At 68.5% G+C, this 18023-nt stretch carries 16 protein-coding genes; 5 read left to right on the forward strand and 11 right to left on the reverse strand.

Translation table 11 applies throughout. The annotated features are described in order from the left end of the window. Positions 1–123 precede the first annotated feature (123 nt). Positions 124–423, forward strand: coding sequence for a hypothetical protein (locus AB0I43_RS07595; protein ID WP_356972265.1), 300 nt, complete (start codon positions 124–126; stop codon positions 421–423). 69 nt (positions 424–492) lie between these two features. Here the strand turns inward: AB0I43_RS07595 and AB0I43_RS07600 are convergent, their stop codons facing one another. From AB0I43_RS07600 to AB0I43_RS07635, 8 genes are all read right to left on the reverse strand, one after another. Next, positions 493–1266 carry an inositol monophosphatase family protein gene (locus AB0I43_RS07600; protein WP_356972059.1) on the reverse strand — a complete coding sequence of 258 codons (774 nt, stop codon included), beginning with the start codon at positions 1264–1266 and terminating at the stop codon, positions 493–495. Further along, positions 1263–2108: a DUF5919 domain-containing protein gene (locus tag AB0I43_RS07605; protein ID WP_357431547.1), complete on the reverse strand. Its 846-nt coding sequence runs from the start codon at positions 2106–2108 to the stop codon at positions 1263–1265. The genes AB0I43_RS07600 and AB0I43_RS07605 overlap by 4 nt, the downstream gene beginning before the upstream one ends. 733 nt (positions 2109–2841) lie before the next feature. Then, positions 2842–3264, reverse strand: a complete 423-nt coding sequence (locus AB0I43_RS07610; protein ID WP_357431549.1) for a hypothetical protein — start codon at positions 3262–3264, stop codon at positions 2842–2844. 36 nt (positions 3265–3300) lie between these two features. Continuing rightward, complete coding sequence (locus tag AB0I43_RS07615; RefSeq protein ID WP_357431551.1) at positions 3301–3657, reverse strand: nuclear transport factor 2 family protein; 357 nt, start codon at positions 3655–3657, stop codon at positions 3301–3303. A gap of 106 nt (positions 3658–3763) precedes the next feature. After that, positions 3764–5026, reverse strand: coding sequence for a CHAT domain-containing protein (locus AB0I43_RS07620; protein WP_357431553.1), 1263 nt, complete (start codon positions 5024–5026; stop codon positions 3764–3766). Next, positions 5023–7029: a tetratricopeptide repeat protein gene (locus tag AB0I43_RS07625; RefSeq protein ID WP_357431555.1), complete on the reverse strand. Its 2007-nt coding sequence runs from the start codon at positions 7027–7029 to the stop codon at positions 5023–5025. The genes AB0I43_RS07620 and AB0I43_RS07625 overlap by 4 nt, the downstream gene beginning before the upstream one ends. A gap of 1003 nt (positions 7030–8032) precedes the next feature. Further along, positions 8033–9034, reverse strand: a complete 1002-nt coding sequence (locus AB0I43_RS07630; RefSeq protein ID WP_357431557.1) for a hypothetical protein — start codon at positions 9032–9034, stop codon at positions 8033–8035. Then, positions 9034–10371, reverse strand: coding sequence for a hypothetical protein (locus tag AB0I43_RS07635; RefSeq protein WP_356972267.1), 1338 nt, complete (start codon positions 10369–10371; stop codon positions 9034–9036). Before AB0I43_RS07635 ends, AB0I43_RS07630 begins: the two co-directional genes overlap by 1 nt. Positions 10372–10521: 150 nt before the next feature. Here AB0I43_RS07635 and AB0I43_RS07640 point away from each other — a divergent pair, with 150 nt between their 5' ends. The 3 genes from AB0I43_RS07640 to AB0I43_RS07650 all read left to right on the forward strand — a co-directional run bounded on the left by AB0I43_RS07640 (position 10522) and on the right by AB0I43_RS07650 (position 14204). After that, positions 10522–11049 carry a lipoprotein LpqH gene (locus AB0I43_RS07640; RefSeq protein ID WP_356972067.1) on the forward strand — a complete coding sequence of 176 codons (528 nt, stop codon included), beginning with the start codon at positions 10522–10524 and terminating at the stop codon, positions 11047–11049. A 78-nt stretch (positions 11050–11127) separates the two neighbouring features. Continuing rightward, a complete protein-coding gene (locus AB0I43_RS07645) occupies positions 11128–11922 on the forward strand; it encodes a hypothetical protein (protein WP_356972068.1) in 795 nt (264 codons plus the stop codon). Between the two features lie 230 nt (positions 11923–12152). After that, positions 12153–14204 (forward strand): PhoX family phosphatase, encoded by a 2052-nt coding sequence (locus tag AB0I43_RS07650; RefSeq protein ID WP_357431559.1) that lies wholly within the window; start codon positions 12153–12155, stop codon positions 14202–14204. Between the two features lie 3 nt (positions 14205–14207). Here AB0I43_RS07650 and AB0I43_RS07655 read toward each other — a convergent pair whose 3' ends face one another. From AB0I43_RS07655 to AB0I43_RS07665, 3 genes are read right to left on the reverse strand one after another with little or no spacing between them, the layout of a single operon-like run. Continuing rightward, the gene (locus AB0I43_RS07655; protein WP_356972268.1) at positions 14208–14888 is read right to left on the reverse strand and encodes a glycoside hydrolase family 25 protein; all 681 of its coding nucleotides are present in this window, start codon (positions 14886–14888) and stop codon (positions 14208–14210) included. A 48-nt stretch (positions 14889–14936) separates the two neighbouring features. Then, the gene (locus tag AB0I43_RS07660) at positions 14937–15767 is read right to left on the reverse strand and encodes a G1 family glutamic endopeptidase (RefSeq protein WP_356972070.1); all 831 of its coding nucleotides are present in this window, start codon (positions 15765–15767) and stop codon (positions 14937–14939) included. A 46-nt stretch (positions 15768–15813) separates the two neighbouring features. Beyond that, positions 15814–17151: a glycogen debranching protein gene (locus AB0I43_RS07665; RefSeq protein ID WP_356972071.1), complete on the reverse strand. Its 1338-nt coding sequence runs from the start codon at positions 17149–17151 to the stop codon at positions 15814–15816. Positions 17152–17318: 167 nt separating this feature from the next. On the opposite strand from AB0I43_RS07665, the gene AB0I43_RS07670 reads away from it, so the two are divergent. Continuing rightward, the gene (locus AB0I43_RS07670; protein WP_356972072.1) at positions 17319–18017 is read left to right on the forward strand and encodes an SDR family oxidoreductase; all 699 of its coding nucleotides are present in this window, start codon (positions 17319–17321) and stop codon (positions 18015–18017) included. Positions 18018–18023: the final 6 nt, after the last annotated feature.

An 18023-nucleotide genomic window follows, 5' to 3' on the forward strand; every position in this document is an offset into this window, starting at 1 on the left:
ACGTCCTATCGAATTCCGGCGTGCGATTGGTTAGCGCATCCTCAGCTAATCGCATAGATGCGCATTCGCTAATGTGTCGGAGGTAGCAGAACCACCGATTCATCCACCGAGAAGAGGGAGTTTCTGATGACCACCGCGCACCTCGAGCACACCGCCCACGACCACGTGCACGGCCCCGACTGCGGCCACACCCCCGTCCCGCACGGCGACCACGTCGACTACGCCCACGACGGCCACCTGCACCGCGCCCACGACGGCCACTACGACGAGTGCGAACCCGCAGGCCACCAGCCCTGCGACAACCACGACCACATCCACGGCCCCTCCTGCGGCCACGACTCCGTCCAGCACGGCGATCACGTCGACTACCTGCACGACGGGCACCGTCATGCCGTCCACGGGGATCACTACGACGACCACTGAGCTCGGCTGCGCGGCGTGATCCGGATCTCTTCGGCGGGATCCGGATTGCCTGCGCCTGAGACCGTCGCTTCAGCGCAGTAGCGCGCGAAGCTGGGCGGCGATGCCCGGCGTTGTAGCGACGGTGTGGGGGGAATCGAAGGCATGTGGGAGCCCGGCGGAATCGGTGACAAGCGCACCACTCTCACGCGCGATGACGACACCGGCGGCGGTGTCCCACGGCTTGTTGGACAGAATTACGCAAGCGTCCGTGCGTCCTTCGGCGACCCAAGCGAGGTCGAGTGCCGCGGAGCCGAACATCCTGACCCGTTCGACATTGCGGGCAAGCGCGGCGGTCACCTCCAAGCGGTGCCCGTTCTTCTCAGAGGCGCCGGGGCCGACCGCGTAGTCACCCAGTGAAACGATTGCACCGCTGAGCTTTTCGGCACCACTGACCCTGATCGGCTGACCATTGGCGAATGCGCCGGCCCCTACAGCGCCGTAGTACTCCGAATTCAGAAATGGTGCCGCGACAACGCCGATAATCGGTATATTCCGATGGACTAGCGCGAGGGAGACGGCGCAGAGCGGAAGACCGTGAATGAAGTTCGATGTTCCGTCGATGGGGTCCAGTGCCCATAGATACTCCGCGTCGCGGGCCTCCGGGGCCGATTCCTCGCCGAGAAAACCGAAATCGGGAGTCATCTCCGCGAGCCTGCCGCGCAGCGCATCTTCGATCCGCTGATCGAGATCCGTGACGAAGTCTCGATCGCCCTTGACGTGCACTGATCCACGCTCAGCGGTTCCGAGCATCTCGGCACCCTCCGCGACCACGGCTCGGGCGATGCCCAGCAACTCCGCTGTCACCGTTTCTCCACCGTGTTCCCGTTTTCCCACATCGACGCGAAAACTCCACTGAAGCAGTCGAATACGCCGGCGGCGGGAGACTTGCGGCAGACAAAGGTCGGCGATTCCACGTCCCTGCAGGCGGGTAGATAGGGCTGCACGATACAAACCTCCGAATCGACGACCGTAATATTGAATCGCACAGGCTGGTCATAGGTTCGCAACTCGATGCGCGCGGCGGCGTCAGGTGTCGCCCCGCGACGGATCCGCTCCAGGGAGCGAATGTTGAGTTCGGTCAGATTGACGAGAACACCGGGTTCGTGTCCTTCCTCCGCTTCACGATTCCGGATATGGACGCCTCCGGGATCGAGGAAGAGGCAGCGCAGGGTTGTGCCCGACTCCACGAGCCCGCGAACGGTCGAGTCGGAAAGATGCTGGCACAGGAGATTCAGAGACAGTCCCATGGCGTCGATCCGGCGGTTCGCGCGAAGAATCTCCGTCGGCGGCATCGACTGGATGAATTCGGTCCGTGTCGGAAACACTGCCTCGACGTCGGCCGTCGTCGGCTGAGGAAGTGTTGTCGAGCGGGAGTGGTTCTCCTCGAGTGATTGGAGACCCGTATACGGCGCGAACAAATCGTTGATGGCCCAGCCGGGGAACATGGCGGTGAGGATCCGGCAGTGATGTGGATACGGGAGACCGACCAAATCTCCGGACAACCAGCGATAGAACTGGGCCTTGCGCGGACCGGCTCCTACCGACCCCGGCTCGATCTGCTCCGCAAGGTGATCGTAGTGACGGTTGAACGCCGCGACGGTTTGCAGATGACGTTGTTGCAGTAGTGCTTTGAGAACCGTTCCCACACCGACTCCCCTCGACGTCTACGGCGAATAGTTCCTGGATGAGGCACAGAAGAGACGTATTGCGCTAGATGAGGCACCGGCGGCGGCGCGGCTGGACCGTGGTGCACCGCAGACTCCGATGACGTCGCACCCATCGGAGGTTCTCATGATTCCTGAATTCGGTCTCCAGCCCTCGGACCACAGTGTCCCTCGAGACGGCCTCGACATCGAGTCCGCCGTCCTGGTGATGCAACACCATATCGAGTGCCCGATCACTATCTGCCCGATCAAGCTCTACGCCAAGACCCTGCTGGTTCGCGCAGGGCGGATGAGACCGGCTGAGCGACCGAAGTTCGGATACTGAGCAATGAGTGATCGGGGTGGGCACGCGGTCGATGACGCCATCCGTCGCAGTGTCACCGAAACCGCTGATCATGGAATCAACCTTGTGTCAATCGCAGATACCCCACTGCTCTTCGAGAGCACGTAGCTCCCCGAAGGCTTTGCTTTGCTGCTCCAATTGCTTCTTCCGGCACTCCGGCGCGTCATCGCCGAAGGGTAAGGGGGCGTTCGAATCTTGTGCGACCGGAATAGATGCGAATGAGCGTTCCACAGCGTTTCCTCTCGATCTACGAAAGTTGGGCCTTAGAGTGCTCGACTGCTCTCGCTGGCGCAACTGTCTTTCCTCGCCAGCGGTAGAAACGCGTTTGACGCGGCACCGTGATCGGTGCCGCGTCGTCGCGTGCGGTGGGGGTCAGGATGCTTTACGGATTCCCGCGTACTGCAGGGCGGCGAAAGCGCCGACCGTTGCTGCCTGCATGACCGTCCAGATCGAACCGGTCAGGTTCAGTTCCAGGGCCCCGGTGGCCAGGGCGGTGAGGCTGGCCAGGACCCAGGCGGTGTTGGCGGTGGCTACGGTGCGGGCGGCGGTGGTGTTCGGGTTGGCCGGTGCGCCGATGACGGTGACGGCGAGGGCGTAGAGGGTGAGGAAGACACCGATCCCCAGGCCCAGGGTGCGGTCGAGGCCGAGCAGGGATTCCAAGGGGCCCGAGAGGGCGAGGTAGGCCAGGCCGTTGACGCCGGTGATGAGTGCGTCCAGGCGCAGGGACAGGCGCAGCAGTTTCGGGCCGGGGGCCAGGAGGTCGGTGAGCATGGTGGGGGCGGTGGTGGTGGTCATGGTGGGTCTCTTTCTCGCAAAAGGGGTTTGAGGGGGTCAGGCGGTGGCGGGGACTTTGTCGAGGAAGCCGTAGACGGCGGAGATTTTGCCGTCGGTGATGACGGCGACGTCGAAGCCGACGATGAGGGCGGGGCCGTTGGTGGGGCCGAGGGTCCAGGTGAAGCGGACCTGGTTGTGGTGGGCGTCGATGGGGCCGGCGAGGCGGAAGGTCCAGTCGGGGAATTGGGTCTGGACCGCGGCGATGGTGGCGTCGAGTTCGGTGTGGCCGGTGACGGCGGCCATGGGGTCGGTGTAGGTGGCGTTGGTGGTGAACAGGCGGGTGATGGCGGCGTGGCGGGTGGTGGGGTCGGTGGTGTTCCAGGTTTCGAGGTACTGGGAGACGATCTCGTTCATGGCTTTTCCTCTGTGAGCTGGTGTTTCTCTGTGGTGAGAACTACGTTATGGCTCGGTGAGGGGGTGGCGAATCAGTCGTCTATAAGTACTTTTCCCGGCGACTTACCTAAGTACTTATGGTGGCCAGAGCGCTCCAGAGGATGGGGGAGTGCTCGATGCGGCCGGACGTGCGCCAGGAATCCAGCCGCGCACGCTGCCAAGTGAGGAGGGTGGCGACCGGGTCGGGCTGTTCGTGAGCGGTGTCGACGGCGCAGATGGTGTCCAGGAGCGGGCGCGCCGTGGTGTCTGCGAAACGTTGGAAGGCCAGGTCGGTGGGGAGGGGCCAGCGGGTAGCGGTGACGAGTTGCGCGCCGGCCGCGATCATGGCGGCGGTCAGGCCGAGGGCTTCGGTGAAGCGCAGGTCGCCGCCGCTTTCGCAGGCGATCAGTGCGACGCGGCTGGGGATCGGCCAAAGGTCTTTGCCCGCTGCCGGTTCCGGGGTCAGAGTGTGGGTGCCGAGCAGGAAATCTTTGGCCGAGAGCGGTCGGTGTGTGCGGGTCGCGGGCGCGAAGCCGGTGGCGTCCGCGCCGCAGGTGAGGTGCAGTTCGGCGTTTTCGCTCTGGCCGGATTCGGGGGCCGCGGCGGTGACGTGGCCGACGTAGAGCAGGCGACTCGCGCCCTTGCGGAGTGCGGTGCTGAGCCAGTCGCGGTCCAGATCGGTGCGGCGGAAGGCGTCGAAAGGACTGGCCAGCTCGGGTGTGAAGCGTTGCTGTGCGACGTATTCGGTGATGCGCTCGGTCAGCGCGGAGGGCGTGTCCATGCGGCCCAGGACCGAGCCCAGGGCGGAGTCGGCGCGGAAACCCGGAATCCGCGGGTCCAGGATCGCGACCAGCGGTAGGTGCTGGTGCTCGGCCCAGCCGCGCACGGTCCGTCCGGGTGCGCCGACGATGCTCGCGGGCGCGAGCAGGCTGAGATCGGCGAGGTCGAGCAGGCGCAACTCCGGTGCGGGAGCGAGAATCTCCCACGGCACCTGGGCGACGCGCGGTGCGGGCTGCAAACGGATCAGGGGGCGAATGCCCTGACCGTGCAGATGTGCCAGCTGCTCGGCCAACCCCGCGGGGAACAGTGCCCGCGAAAGATCCCGCGCCAGCACATATTCCGTCTCGAGCGTGGCGAAATCGCCGCTGGTCAACGCCCGCTCCAGCCCGCCGGCCGCCCCCGGTTCCGGCAGCGCCGCAGCCAGCCGTGCGACCACCTCATCGATCGCGGCACCGGGCAGCATGCTCACCCCACCCGGCCCGACATCCCCCTCCCACCGCCACGACATGTACAGATCACCCGCATCGGCCATCCGCACCACCACAACCGGTTGCGCCGCAGTCCGCGTCATGCCGTAACCACCCGATCGTCGCGCACCGGCCGGCCATACCGCTGCTCCGCGGCCGCGATGTAGTCGGCGAGCGCGATGCGGCCATCGGCCCGCACGAGTAGCCGAGGTGGTAGTGCGACCGGAAGGCCCTCGCCCGCAGCGACATCCGCCAGCGCCGAGGCCAGTCGGAGCGTGGCGACCGGTGCGCTCGGTCCGCCCGCGGCCAGCGGTCCCGCCTGCACTTTGGGGCCGTTCGAGACGGCCGTGAGTTCGCGATCGGATGCATCGTCTGCCGGCGGCAGTGCCGCGTCCGGCTCGATCTGCGGCTCACCGCTCGCGGAGTCCGACACAAGCTCCGCTGTGTCCGCACCCGGGTCGAAGGCATCCGCTGCCGCACTCGGTTCGCTCGCTGCAGCACTATTGGGCTCGGCCGCTGGAGGACTCGGCCTGTCTGTCGCAGGACTTGCTGCGCTCGCTGCGGGATTCGGTCCGTCTGGCGCATCCGCCGCAGCGCCCGGCTTGTCCGCCCCAGGAATCTGCGCGCCGGCTTCCGCGCCGAGCCCGTCCGCCACAGCGTCGAGTCCGGCCGCTGCTATGTCGAGCCTGTCCGACACTGTGCCGAGTCCGCCCGCCGCGAGTGGTTCCGTCTGCCCAACTGTTGTGGCGTCGGAGACGCTCTCGTCGATTGCCAGCGCGTCGGTTCCTGGGGTGGGTGGTGGTGGGGGATCGAGCATTTCGATCGGGAATTGCCTGGTACCAGTGGTGTCGGTGGGGTTGAGTTGCAAAGTCGCACCGGCGCACTGGGTTTCGATGAGGTCGGACAGTAGGCGGCCGTCGTTGGAGAGGTAGGCGAGGTGGAAGGCCAGGCGCATGGCGGGGTCGGCGATTTGGCTGTTCCACTGCTGACGCTGGTTGCCGTTGGGGAAGGTGTGGCGTACTGCGTCGATGGCGAGGGCGGAGGTGATGGCCAGGTCGGTGGCGGCGGTCAGGACCGAGGCCGGGTCGAGGGCGTACTCGCGGATCGATTCGAGTAGTTGGGCGTGCCAGTAATCGATTTGGGCGCAATGTAATCCGAGGCCACGTTCGGCGTAGGCGGTGTAGGCCTCGGCCAGGAGGGTTTCGCCCTCGTCGATCCGGCCGGTGGCGTAGGCGACGGTGGCCAGGCGGACCTGCACGTCGGCGGCGTCCAGGACGGCGCCGGAGTCGCGGAAGTGAGTCAGGGCGCGGCCGTAGAGATCCAGGGCCTGGGCCAGGTCGTCGCGGCCCTCGGCGAGGAAGCCCAGGGTTTTCCAGCCGATGCCCGCGCGATGGGCGAGGCCGGACTGCTCGAAATACTCCTGACTGGCGCGCAGTAGTCCCTCGGCCTCGTCCGGCTGGTTCAGGCGGATATACATCGTGGCCAGGTTCTGACGGGTTTCGGCGACGGCGTTGATGTCGCCCGCGGAATCGAACGCGGCCAGCGCCTGGCGGGCGAAATCGAGGGCGAGATCGCGGCGGCCGGTTTCGAAGTAGGCCCCGGCCAGGGTGGACATCGGGTGACCGGCCAGGTGCGGCGCGAAACCGACTGCCGTGTCCAGGGTTTCGGTGGCGATCTCGATGGTGCGGGTCCACTGGCCGCGATGGAAGGCGACCGCGCTCAGCGACAGCAGGCAGGCGACCCGCAGCATGCCGAGCTCCTCGCCGCTCCCGGCGAGCAACGTGCGCGCCTGCTCCAGCGCGTCTTGCGCCTGATCCAGCTCGCCGAGATGCTGCAGCGCCTGCGAGACGTTCACCAGTGCGCTGCAACGCTTTTCGATCGCATCGTCCGGGATCTCGGCCAGCGCCTCCCGGTACCAGCCGAGCGCGGTCGCGTGATCGCCGAGTTCGTCGGCCATGCTCGCGGCATTGATCAGCGCACTCACCCGCAGCGGCCCGGTGCTGGTGCGCACCGCCTCGGAGAAGATCCGCAGCGCCTCCGCCACCTCACCGCGCTGGTACGCCTCCGCCCCGGCCAGCAACACCGCGCGCCCGTCGTCCACCACCATCACACTCTCCCAACAAGATCCGGCACCGCCGCGCGCGAAACCCCGCGAAACACGGACGCACCGTGCTGCCGCGCGGCTTGCTGCGACCAGCGGCACTCAGCGTCCGAGCAGCATCCCGCGGCGATCCGCCGAGGCCGGCTTTCGACGGTTGCTGAATCACCTCGAGCGGCAAGCTGGGGACTCCTGTGAACAACTGCCGAATCGCACCGAGCTGCCCGCGAGCTGCTGCTGTGGACAGCCGCTGAATCGCCTCGAGCGGCGAGTGAGAGGTCGCTGCGAACGGTTGCCGAATTACCCTGAGCGGCAGGCTGGGGACCGCTGTGGATAGTTGCCGAGTCGCCCTGAGCGGCCCGCTGTGGAGTGCTGTGATCCGTCGCCGAATCGCCTCGAGCGGCTCCCGAGAGGCCGTCGCGAACGGTCGCCGAGTCACCTAGAGCGACCCGCTGGAAGCTGCTGCCGACAGTCGCTGAGACTCGCGGGAGGTCGCTGCGCACGGTTGCCGAATCACCCTGAGCGGCAAGCTGGGGACCGCTGTGGATACTTGCCGAGTCGCCCTGAGCGGCCCACCGGAGAGTGCTCTGAACCGTCGCCGAATCGGCTCGAGCAGCACGCAGGGGAACACCTCGAGCAGCACGCTGGGGAACACTGTGGACAGTTGCCGAATCGCACCGAGCGACCCGCGAGGTGCTGCTGTGGACGGTTGCTGAATAGCCTCGAGCGGCTTGCAAGAGATCGCCGCGAGCGGCTGCCGAGTCGCCCCGAGCGTCCGACGAGTCGCCGTAAGCAACCCACTGGGGAGTGCCGTGGTCCGTCGCAGAACCACCTCGAGCGGCCCGCGAGCGGTCGTCGCGGACAGCCGTCGAATCGCCCCGAGCGACTCGCGGGAGGCCCCTGTGGACAAGCGCAGAGCTCCGACCGAGCACCGACTGGGGATCGCTGTGGACAAACCGCGCGCCGATCCACACCAGCCCGGATCGAAAGACGGCGAGCCCGCGCGCTCTCATCAGAAGTCCGAGTCCTCGGCGGCCGCGGCGATCTCGGCGCGCAACGGCGCGTCGAACGCCCCGGTTTCGGGCTGTGCCGCGCGACGCAGCCGTTGCGCGGCGAATTCTCTGATCCGCGTGCGGATTTCCAGCCCGTTCCGTTCGTCACCGCCGGGTGTTGCGACGCCGGGCACATAGACCTCGACCGTGACGGACTCCTCGCCCGCGACCGGCGTCTGCCCGACCCAGGCGTCTCCGGTGAGCTCGAGTTCGATCTCCGCGGCCTCGGCGATCCGGGCTCGGGGGCGCAGGTGCGCGGGCACCGGGCCGGTCAGGCCGGGTGCGGCGACGACGGTGACCCGGGCGATCGTGAGCCCGGCGTCGCGGGCCAGCTCCCAGGTGACGGCGTGCTCGGAGGCGTCGAGCAGCCCGGGCGGGCAGTCGCGCCAATCCCAGCCCGCGACGCCGCGGTCCAGGGTGAGGACGGCGCCGCGCCCGTCCCCGCCGGCGGCGAGCGCGTAATCGGATTGCCGGACGGCGGTATTCGCGGTGCGCGGCGGCTCGAAGGGGTCGTCGGCTCCGTCGACGAGCATCTCGCACTGCTCGGTGAGTTCGGCGATGTCCTGCTCGAGTGCCGCACCGTCGAGCGCGGCGATCCCGTCGAGGGTGGAGGCGGGCCACCAGCGGGCCGCCCAGTGCGCGTACCCGAGCCGCCAGGCCTGGCCGATCAGGCGCGGCAGCTCCGGCCGCGCCGGGAGTTCGACCCGCCCGCCGCGATAGTCGGCCACCGCCAGCGCGACGGGTTCGCCGTAGATCGCCCAGATCCATTCCTGGGCGGCGTCGAGATCGTCGATGATCGCGGCCGGAATCGCCTGCCCGGACAGCACACTCCAACTCAGGTGCCCGCCGACGACCTCGAGCACCATGACGTCGTGTTCGGGTGCGTCGTCGAGCACGGTGGGCGCGCCCGGCGGCACGATGCCGAGCAGATCGTCGCTGCGGAACAGGGTGACCTCGGTCATCAGCTCACCCTCGATTCCACAGCGGCGGCGAAGCTATCCGCGCTGAGCGCCTTCTTGACCCGGGCGCGGTGATCCAGGATGACCGAACGGGCCACGCCGTCCAGCAGATCCCACAGCTCATCCGGATCGAAGATCGGGTATTCCCGCACATCCCGGCCGTGCAGCCGCACCCACAGCCGCCGCAGATACGGCTGCCAGGGCGTGCGGAGTTCGGCGGCGATGGCGGCCAGCGGGTTCGAGGCGGCCAGGTCGGCGGCCGGATCTATCACGAGGCGGCGGGCCTGTAATACATAGGACTCCCGCCGCCAGCGCCCGTTGATCAAGCGCAAGGGCGTCGACTCCGTCGTCTCCGGCGCGGTGCCCAATCGCCGCAGCGCTCCGCCGCCGGTGTGAATGGGCGAAAATCCCACGGCGAGAGCCGCTCCCGCCGCGGCCGTCACCCGCAGCGATTCGTCCAGCAGCGCCCACGGCGCACAGCTGCGCGTCACCTCGGAGGTGACCAGCTCGGGGATCTCGGGCAGCTCGGCCCGCTCGGTGGAGGCCTGCAACACGGTGAAGACGCGTTCGTAGATGGTCCGGTCCAGCGGCAGGCCGAGGGTGGCCTTCGACGCCGACGCGCCGATCGTGGGTGCGTGCGGCACCGCATGCGTGGTGAGTCCGTAGCGATGAGCCCGAGTTTCCCGGTGCCACAGCGTGATTCCGGAGTGTGCCCCGGCGTGCGCGGCGATCAGGCTGTCGAACAGATACTGCCCCTTGCCGTTTCCCGCGCCGACTCGCGCCGCGGCGGCCTCCTCGAGCAGCGCCTCGAACGAGCGCCCGTGGTCGACGGCGGGCGCGGCGCTCGAAGGTCTGCGCCCCCACGCGACCTCGACCAGCTGCGCCAGCTCGCTCGCCCGCGCCGGATCGCCGAGGTGGGCCTTCAGCGCCTGCGTCGTGCGCCCCGCCGTGAACTCGTGGATCTCGCGCAACGCGGCCTCGGCGATACCCCTGTCGCGCAGCGGATTCGGCGGGCCGGCGGTGGTCGCCAACTCGAAACACCGCTGGAAGTACAGGTCCTGGGGATGCCCCTCGGTGATCCGCATCGCCCGGCGCACCTGTTTGAGCACGGTGAACCAGGCCGCCGTGGCGCGCAGCACATCGGCGCTCGCGTGCACCCGGGTGGCCAGCAAGGTCGCGCCGTCGGCGGTGACCAGCGGCCCCGCGCAGCCCGGATGCTGCACCGGCCGGATCACCAGCGGATCCAGCAGCAGCTTCACGGTGCGCCGCAGCGGCCCACCCTGTGGCCCGCTGAGCGCTTCGACACCGTCGAGCTCGCGCCACACCTCGTCCAGCACCATGGCGCGCGGTCGTCGCATTCGACCAGGTTAACGGACTTTTCGGGAATCCGGACCGGCCAAACCTGGGATCGGTAGGGCGGGAATCGTTTCTACCTTTCTCTCAACGGCACCGACAAGGGCCGGACCACACGAAAGACAAAGGAAGACCTCATGAACATCAAGACCGCCGCCGCCGTCATCGCCGCCACCTCCGCCCTGGCCCTGGGCCTGACCGCCTGCGGGGACGACGCCAAGAGCAGCAACCCCGCCCCGGCCGACAAGCCCGCCACCTCCGCGGCCCCGGCACCCGCCGGCGGCAAGTCCTCGGCCTCGGTCGACGGCAAGGCGCTGGCCGCCACCTTCGACACCACCTGCGCCAAGCAGGGCGGCATCCTGGCCCTCGCGCTGACCGACAACAACAACGCCGCGCACGGCCAGCTCACCGTGAGCGCCACCATCAGCGGTGACACCGTGCAGGCCGTCGGCATCGCCGGCGCCAAGGGCGGCGCGAACGGCCTGCCCTACGCGGTCGGCTTCGGCAACGGCCAGCCGGGCGGCTCGGCGAAGCTGGTCAAGGACGGCAACACCTACAAGGTGACCGGTGAGGGCGTCGGCACGCCCGACATGACCAACCCGATGGCCGGTGCGCCCGCCGCGAAGTTCGACATCACCTTCGCGTGCACCGCCATCGTCGGCTGATCCCCACCCCCACCATCCCGAAACCCGCGCTCCCGCACCACCTGCGGGAGCGCGGGGTAACACCCCAAGGAGCCACCCATGCGCACCAAAGCCCGCACCGCCGCCCTCGTCTTCGGCGCTCTCGCCCTCGGCTACTACTTCTTCCACGGCCTCACCGCCGACACCTCCGACCCGTTCGCGATGCCGTGGATCGGGCCGCAGATGGCGCTGCCGATCATGGCCTTCGTCCTGATCACCGTGGTCTTCGCCTTCACCGGCGACGGCATCCTGCAGGCCCTGACCGGCAGCAACAGCTCCGAATTCCGCAACGGACTGATCGGCATCGGCACGGTGCGCTCGTTCCACCACACCGGCGTCACCCTCAACGATCAGCCGCAGGTGCGGATCGACTTCAGCGTGGAGGGCGCCGACGGCAAGGTCTTCCGCTCCACCGCCCGCATGGTGGTGCCGCTCACCGAGCTGGCGCTGCTGCGGCCGGGCGTCGTGCTGCCGGTGCGGTACCTGCCCGAGCGCACCGACAAGGTCGAGGTCGACATGTCCGGCAATACCGCCGCGGCGCAGCGGGCGATGAACGAGTCGATGATCCGCAAGGGCTTCACCACCCCGGCGAAACTGGACATCGCCGCGCGCGGCATCCAGGCCCAGGCCGTGGTGCAGTCGCTGTCGGTGCCGGGCGAGATCCGCGACGGCCACTCCCGCATCGACCTGGGACTGGTGGTCACCCGCCCCGACGGCAGCACCTTCGCCACGCACGCCGAGAAGTTCCTGCCGCCGGCGCTGGTCGGCGGCGTGCAGGTCGGCCGGATCGTCCAGGTGCACTATCTGCCCGGCAACGAGCGGGAGGTGGTGCTGTCGCTGCCGGTCAACGCGTGAGGACGGCATGCGAGCGCCGAATACTCCCCAGTTCTCCCCGATGATCCCGGCCCGCCCGCGCGGTGGCCGGGATTATTGCTGTGCGGTCGCGGATTCGCGGTGCGCCGGACGCCCAGCGAGGTTCCGGCAAACTGAGGGTTACCTAATTGGTTCGCCGTTAACCCAGGCGTTTCCCGTGGCTGGTTTCCGCGGTTTACCGTGCGCCCGACAGCCCGAGTTCAGGAGTTACCGTGAAACCGCTCGCCCTTTTCGTCAAGCACGACGGTCAGTCCTCGCGTGCCGCCGTGACCTGTGAATACAAGTGCGGCAACGCCTGCTTCCACGAGGTGCCCAATACCTCCGGCGGCGAATACTTCGGTGACATCGTCGCCGGCCTGAACCGGCGCGGCCTGATCAAGGGCGGCGCGGCCGCCGTCCTCGCCGTCGGCGCGGGTAGCGCCCTGGTCGCCTGCGGTGACGACAAGCCCGCCGACGCGCCCACCCCCGTCGCCAAGGCCGCGGGCACGCCCGGCACCGGCACCGCCTACACCGCCGTCGCCCCCAACAAGGAAGACGCGGTCGTCATCCCCGAGGGCTACGAGCAGGGCGTCGTGATCCGCTGGGGCGACCCGATCTTCGCCGACGCGCCCGCCTTCGACTTCGACAAGCAGACCGCCGCCGCGCAGGCCAAGCAGTTCGGCTACAACAACGATTTCGCCGCCCTGCTGCCGATCGAAGGCCAGGCCAACTCCTACCTGCTGGTGGTCAACCACGAGTACACCACCGGCCCGCACATGTTCCGCGGCTACAACAAGGACGCTCCGACCCCCGAGCAGATCGCCATCACGATGGCGGCGCACGGCCTGTCGGTCGTCGAGGTCAAGGGCGAATCCGGTTCCGGCAAGCTGACTCCGGTGTTCGGCAAGTACAACCGCCGCATCACCGCCACCACCGAATTCAAGCTGACCGGTCCCGCCGCGGGCAGCGCCTACGTCACCACCTCGGCCGACCCCACCGGCACCAAGATCCTGGGCACCTTCGCCAACTGCGCCGGCGGCGTGACCCCCTGGGGCACCGTGCTTTCCGGCGAGGAGAACTTCAACGGCTACTTCGCCAACGGCGACAAGATCGGCAACACCCGGACCAAGCGCTACGGCTTCGCCGCGGGCAAGACCGCCAACGGCTGGGAGGCCGCCGACAAGCGCTTCGACCTGGAGAAGGAGCCGTTCGAGGCGAACCGCTTCGGCTACGTCGTCGAGGTGGATCCGTGGGATCCGAACTCGGTGCCGGTCAAGCACTCCGCGCTGGGCCGCCTCAAGCACGAGGGCGCGACCATCTACGTCACCCCGAACGGCGACGTCGTCTCCTACACCGGCGACGACGAGAAGTTCGACTACATGTACAAGTTCATCTCCAAGCGCAAGATCCAGTCCGGCACCGGCGCGGCCAGCCGTCGCGAGAACATGAAGATCCTCACCGAGGGCACGCTCTACGTCGCCAAGCTCACCGGCGATCACGCCGACAAGGTCGACGGCAGCGGCACCGTGCCCTCCGCGCAGGGCTTCACCGGCAAGGGCACCTGGATCCCGCTGCTCGAGTCCACCGCGGACGGCAAGGGCAAGTCGCTGGTCGAGGGCATGTCGGCGGCCGAGGTCGCGGTGTTCACCCGCCTGGCCGCGGACAAGGTGGGCGCCACCAAGATGGACCGCCCCGAGGATTTCGAGGCCAATCCCTTCACCGGCAAGGTGTACGTCGCGCTGACCAACAACGACAACCGCGGCGCCGAGGGCAAAGCCGGTGTGGACGAGGCGAATCCGCGCAAGCTGAACAAGAACGGCCAGGTGCTCGAGATCGACGACAAGCACACCGGGACCGAGTTCACCTGGTCGCTGCTGCTGGTCTGCGGTGATCCGGCCGCCGCCGACACCTACTTCGCCGGTTTCGACAAGACCAAGGTCAGCCCGATCTCCTGCCCGGACAACCTGGCCTTCGACCCGTACGGCAACCTGTGGATCTCCACCGACGGCAACGCGCTCAAGTCCAACGACGGCTTGTTCTCGGTGGTGCTCGAGGGCCCGAATCGCGGTGAGACCAAACAGTTCCTGACGGTGCCGCGCGGCGGCGAGACCTGCGGGCCGATCGTCACCGAGCAGCGCGCGATGGTGTGCGTGCAGCATCCGGGCGAGGCCGACGACGCCACCCCGGACAACCCGCTCTCGCACTGGCCCGACGGCGGCACCGCCCAGCCGCGCGCGTCGGTGGTCGCGGTGTGGAAGAAGGGCGGCGGCCGGATCGGCGTCTAGGGCTCACATATTGGCGAACCGGGCGAAATCGCCCTGGGCCCCGCTGTAGACGTTGAGGTCGACCCGCGCCGGAATGCCGGGAATGGAGCCGCTGTCGGTGGTCTGCCAGAAGGTCCACGCAGGCCACCCGCCGGGCACCTCGGGCGCCGGGTTGCCGCGGTAGTCGGCGATCCACAGCGGGTACCGGGTGAACTGGTTCGTGTTCGCCATGGCCGTTTTCCAGAAGTTCGGATAGGTGTAGATGATCGGCACCCGGCCGGTCAGCGACTGCACCGTGTTCAGGTAGCGCTGGGTCCAGTCGATGAGCGCCTCGGGCGGCAGGCCGCCGGAGGTCTCGAGGTCGAGGACCGGCGGCAGGTCCAGCGCGCCGTTCTGGCCCAGCACCACCGTCGAATACAGCGCGGCCTGCGCCTCCGGCGCCAGCTCCGGGCGCGCGTAGTGGTAGGTGCCGCGCGCGACGCCGGCCATCCGCATGATCACGCTGTCGGTGACGTAGTGCGGATTGACGTAGTGCAGGCCCTCGGTCGCCTTGACCATCGCGAACTCGTAGCCCGCGTGCCGGACCGCGAACCAATCGATCAGCGCCTTGTCGGGATGCTGCCAGGACGACACGTCCGGCCCCTGCGGCTCCGCCGCGGCCGCGGGCGCGGTGAGCAGGCCCGCCGCCGCCATCATTACCACCATCCGCCTGGAGCGCTTGATACCCATGGCGCCCGATGATAGCGACTTGCTCTAATTTTCCTGGGGATGGGTGTGACTCAACACACCGTCGGGCTGGGTGATGGTGAACGATCCGTCATGCAGCGGGCTCGGGGCGATCGCGCCGCACGGGCGGACGCTCCAGCTGCGAACCTCGAACTCGCCGAACGGTTTACCGTCCGCGCTGACCTCGGTGAATTCCACCGGCGTGAAATCCGGCGCGTTGCACGGGATGGTCTCGCCGACGGCCAGCGCCAGTTTCGGCTCGATGCCGGGCAACTGCTTGGTGGTCTCGCGGGTCCAGCCCGCCGTGCTGTTGGTCAGGGCCAGGCGGAAGGTGTCGCCGTCCCAGCTGACGGTGGCCTGCATCGTGTCGCCCGGCTCCACCGGCGGGTCCACCCAGGCCTCCGGTGATTTCTGCTCGCGCAGCGACGGCACCTCGAAGAAGCCACCGTGTTCGACCGCGCCCAGCACGCAGACGGTGGAGGTGCCGGTCTGGATCAGCGTGGTGTCGTGGCCCGTGCCGCCGACCAGGCCCACCCAGAAACTCATGTGCGGCACGAACTGGGTGACCGCCAGGCCCAGCGGATTGGCCAGCATCCCCGGCGTCTTGATCAGGGCGGACCCGGTGCCGATGATGTTCCGCAGGCCGCCGCCGAGGCTGGTGACGGGGTTGCACGAGACCCGCGGCTCGGTCCAGCGGGCGGTGACCGAGCGGATCGGCGCGCCCTCGGCGCCGGTGGCCGAATAGCCGCTGTACACCTCGACGATCGCCGGATTCGCGGCGGCGGACGGTATCTGCAGCAGGCCGAGGGCCGCCACCAAGGGCACGGACAGGAAGAACCGTCTCGAGCGCTTGTCCATGGCGGCAGTGTATGACCGAAATGTCCGGTCGCCGGGGATTCGCCTGTCAGCCCAGCCAGTCCAGCACCGAGGCTGCCGTCCAGGACTGCTGCATGCTGCCCAGCGGTTCGCCGGTGAACGGCTCGTAGTACTCGGCGAAGCTGCCGTCGCTGGCCTGGCGCAACCCCTCCGCGCGCAGCATGAACGCGCGCTCGGCCCAGCCGCGGCGGGCGAAAGCCCAGGAGAACAGCCAGCTCATCACCGGCCACACCGGGCCGCGCCAGTACTCGCGCGGACGGAAATCCTTCGACACCGGCGAGGTCGAGGGCGGCAGCGCGTACCGCAGATCCGGGTGGCCGCAGTAACTCGGACCCTCGAACAGGCGCAGCAGCGCGCGCTCGGCGTCGCGCGGCAGGCCGCCGCTGAGCAGCGGCGCGAAGACCGCCAGCGTCTCGGTGTGGATCGGGCGGCGCAGGCGCACGTCGAAATCGTGGGCCGCCCCGGTCCGCGCGTCGGCGGTGGCCACCACGCCCGCGCGGAATCGGTCCGCCCAGCCGTGCAATTCGCGCACGTCGGCGTGGGGCTGCTTGTACTCCTCGCCGATATTGGCCAGCACCTCACAGGCCAGCGCGAAGATCGCGGTGACGAACACGTCCTGCACCGCGAAACTCATCGTCGAATCCAGCTGGAAATCGTCGTAGCCCGCGCGGCGCATCTGCTCGACCAGCCACAGATAGCGGTCGTACTCGCGATCGCTCGGGCGCTGGGTGGGATCGGCGACGATCGCGGTGTCGGCCCGCTGATACGGCGGCAGGTCGCCGGGAATCACGTTCGCGTAAGCGCGATCCCAGCGCGGCGAATTATCCATCCCGGATTCCCAGCCGTGATACAGCGTGATCCGGCCGCTCTCCTTGGGATCGCGGGCGTGCGCCAGCCAGCGATGCCAGCGCACCAGGTCCGGCCAGCGCCGATTCAGGAATTCCTCGGCTACCGCGCGGGTGCTGCGGCCGTGCCGGCGCGAATGATCCAGGATTCGCTGCACCGCGATGGCGTGCACGGGCGGCTGGGTGATGCCGGAGGTGTCCGGGCCGTCCGGTGCGTTCGCCGCGAGCTCGCGGCACTCCCACCGGGCCGGACCGGGGAAGTAGCCGTCGACGCCGTTGGCGAAGACGATGTGCGGGATCATGCCGTTCTTCCACTGCGCCGACAGCAGCGTATCCAGCTCGATCACCGCGCGCTCCACGCTCAACGGCGCCAACCCGACCGCGACGAAGGCGGCGTCCCAGCTCCACATGTGCGGATAGAGGCGGGGCGCGGCGCTGGTCATGGTGCCCAGATCATTGCCACGCAGCAGGTAGGCGGCGCGAGCCGCGAGCTGGGTGGGGGTGAAACCCGGGTGCGCCATCCCTCTATTCTGCGGTGCGACCCGCAGATACGCCCGGCCGGAGTTGGTCTTCGGGCCCCGAGCGGCCGGCACCTGTGCGGCTGATGTCACATGCGTGCATCGACGGCGGCGGCCCGAGTGCTACGGGTTACCACCCGGTTTGTGCACAGCCACTACGGTGGGGCCCCATGACCACTGCCGTGACCAGCCTTCCGAAGCCGTCCGCCTTGATCACCGGCGCCAGCCGCGGGCTCGGCGCCGCCATCGCCCGGGAACTCGCTCCCGGCTACGAACTGCTGCTCGGCGCGCGGACCGCCGAGGCGCTGCGGCCGATCCTGAGCGAATTGCCCGGCGCGCGCGGCTGGCCCGTCCAGCTCACCGACTACGACGCGGTGGCCGCGGCCGTCGCCGAGATCGACCGGCTCGATGTGCTTGTTCACAACGCGGGCGTCGCCGATCTCGGCACCGTCGCCGAGTCCTCGGTCGATCAGTGGCGGAATACGTTGGAAGCCAATGTGATTGCGGTCGCCGAATTGACCCGGCTGCTGTTGCCCGCGCTGCGGCGGGCGGAGGGCCATGTGGTGCTGATCAATTCGGGCGCCGGGCTGCGCGCCAACGCGGGCTGGGCGTCCTACGCGGCGAGCAAGTTCGCGCTCAAGGCCTTCGGCGACGCGCTGCGCCTCGAGGAGCCGAAGCTGCGCGTCACCTCGATCCATCCCGGGCGCATCGACACCGACATGCAGCGGGCGATCATCGCGGGCGAAGGCCGCGAGTACCGGCCCGAGGAATTCCTCACGCCGCAGACCGTCGCGTGGACGGTGCGCAACGCCGTCGACACCCCGCGCGACGCGCACCCCACCGAGATCATGCTGCGCCCCAACAGCTGATCACCG

This window comes from Nocardia sp. NPDC050435 (assembly GCF_040655395.1).
Lineage (GTDB): Bacteria > Actinomycetota > Actinomycetes > Mycobacteriales > Mycobacteriaceae > Nocardia.